Below are 1,793 nucleotides of genomic sequence, written 5' to 3' on the forward strand. Positions count from 1 at the left end.
CGAATTGTGGAAGAACAATCCCGAGAAGGTGTTCGGCTTCAGCGCCGCGTTCCAGGAGAAAAACCCCAATACCGTGCTCGCGGCCACCAAGGCGCTGATCCGCGCCGGCATGTGGCTGGACGAAAACCACGACGCCAACCGGGCGCAGGCGGTGAAAATATTGGCGAAGCCGGAATATGTCGGCGCCGACGCCGATGTCATCGCCAACTCGATGACCGGCACGTTCGAATACGAGAAGGGCGATAAACGTCCGGTGCCGGATTTCAACGTGTTCTTCCGCTACTTCGCGACGTTCCCCTATTACTCCGACGCCATCTGGTACCTCACGCAGATGCGGCGCTGGGGCCAGATTCCCGAATCGAAGCCGGACTCCTGGTATGCCGAGACGGCCAGGAAGGTCTATCGGCCGGATATCTATCTGCAGGCTGCGAAGCTGCTGGTCGCCGAAGGCAAGGCGAAGCAGGAAGATTTCCCGTGGGCCAGCGACGGCTATCGCGAGCCGACCAACGAGTTCATCGACGGAATCACCTATGACGGCCGCAAGCCGAACGCCTACCTCGACAGCCTCAAGATCGGGCTGAAGGGCGCCGAGCGGGTTGAGGGTCTCAAGGTGGTGTCGAACTGAGCCGGCGAGGCGGCGCGACCAGGAGAACGAACCCTGATGCCGTATGACTCGATGGAAGGATTGAACGGATGTCCGTGGTAACCGATCTCGCGTCTGGCCCGACCCTGCCTTCGCCCGCGGCGCGACGCGAACGCTGGCACGCGCGGATCAACCGATCGGCGGGGTTCTTCGAGCTGATTGGATTTGGCTGGCTGGTGCCATTGATGCGCATGGCTGCCGGCGACAACGCAAAGGTCCAAGGCAAGGCACTCTGGAAGGCGCTTGGCGTTCCGCTCACCGCGATCGTCATCTTCCTCAGCCTATGGGCCTTTCTTGCACCGAAGGTGAAGACCAGCCTCGGCCTGCTGCCGGGTCCGGCGGAAGTCCGGGTCCAGGCTGAAAATCTCTGGGCTGACCATGTGGCCGAGCGTGCCAAGGCGCGCGCGTTCTACGAACGGCAGGACAAGCGAAACGCCGAGATGCTGGCCAAGGATCCGACGGCGGTGGTGAAGAACCGGCTCTACACCGGCAAACCCACGTTCCTCGATCAGATCGTCACCAGCCTGGAAACGGTATTCACCGGCTTCCTTTTGGCCAGCATCGTTGCAATTCCACTGGGCATCCTGTGCGGGCTGTTTGCGAGCTTCAATGCCGCGATCAATCCGCTGGTACAGATCTTCAAGCCGGTTTCGCCGCTGGCGTGGCTGCCGATCGTCACGATGGTGGTCAGCGCCCTCTACGTGTCCGACGATCCTCTGTTCCCAAAATCATTTCTGGTCTCGGCCATCACGGTCACGCTGTGCTCGCTCTGGCCGACATTGCTCAACACCGCGGTCGGTGTTGCGTCGATCGATAAGGATCTGGTCAATGTCGGTCGCGTATTGCGGCTGTCATGGCGCAAGCGGATTTTCAAGCTTGTGCTGCCGTCCGCGCTGCCGCTGATGTTCACGGGCCTACGGCTGTCGCTAGGCGTCGGCTGGATGGTGCTGATCGCGGCCGAGATGCTGGCGCAAAATCCGGGACTTGGAAAATTCGTCTGGGACGAATTCCAGAACGGTTCGTCGGATTCGCTCGCCAGGATCATCGTGGCGGTCATCACCATCGGCTTGATCGGCTTCGCGCTGGATCGCGTGATGCTGGCCTTGCAGGCGACCTTCACCCATGCTGCGACACGTTGACGGGGAACGGC

The 1,793-nt window shown here is 61.3% G+C and carries 2 protein-coding genes; both read left to right on the forward strand.

The features are described 5' to 3' along the window. On the forward strand, nt 1-625 hold a 625-nt coding region (locus tag WCE35_RS22020; RefSeq protein WP_424595430.1), incomplete at its 5' end, for an ABC transporter substrate-binding protein. A 68-nt stretch (nt 626-693) separates the two neighbouring features. Next, complete coding sequence (locus WCE35_RS22025; protein WP_424595431.1) at nt 694-1,782, forward strand: ABC transporter permease; 1,089 nt, start codon at nt 694-696, stop codon at nt 1,780-1,782. The last annotated feature ends 11 nt before the right edge of the window (nt 1,783-1,793 follow it).

The organism is Bradyrhizobium sp. (genome assembly GCF_049691595.1).
GTDB lineage: Bacteria > Pseudomonadota > Alphaproteobacteria > Rhizobiales > Xanthobacteraceae > Bradyrhizobium.

Excerpts from the sequence above, each read along its gene's own strand:
- WCE35_RS22025 (WP_424595431.1), top strand. The coding sequence starts at position 694 with ATGTCCGTGGTAACCGATCTCGCGTCTGGCCCGACCCTGCCTTCGCCC.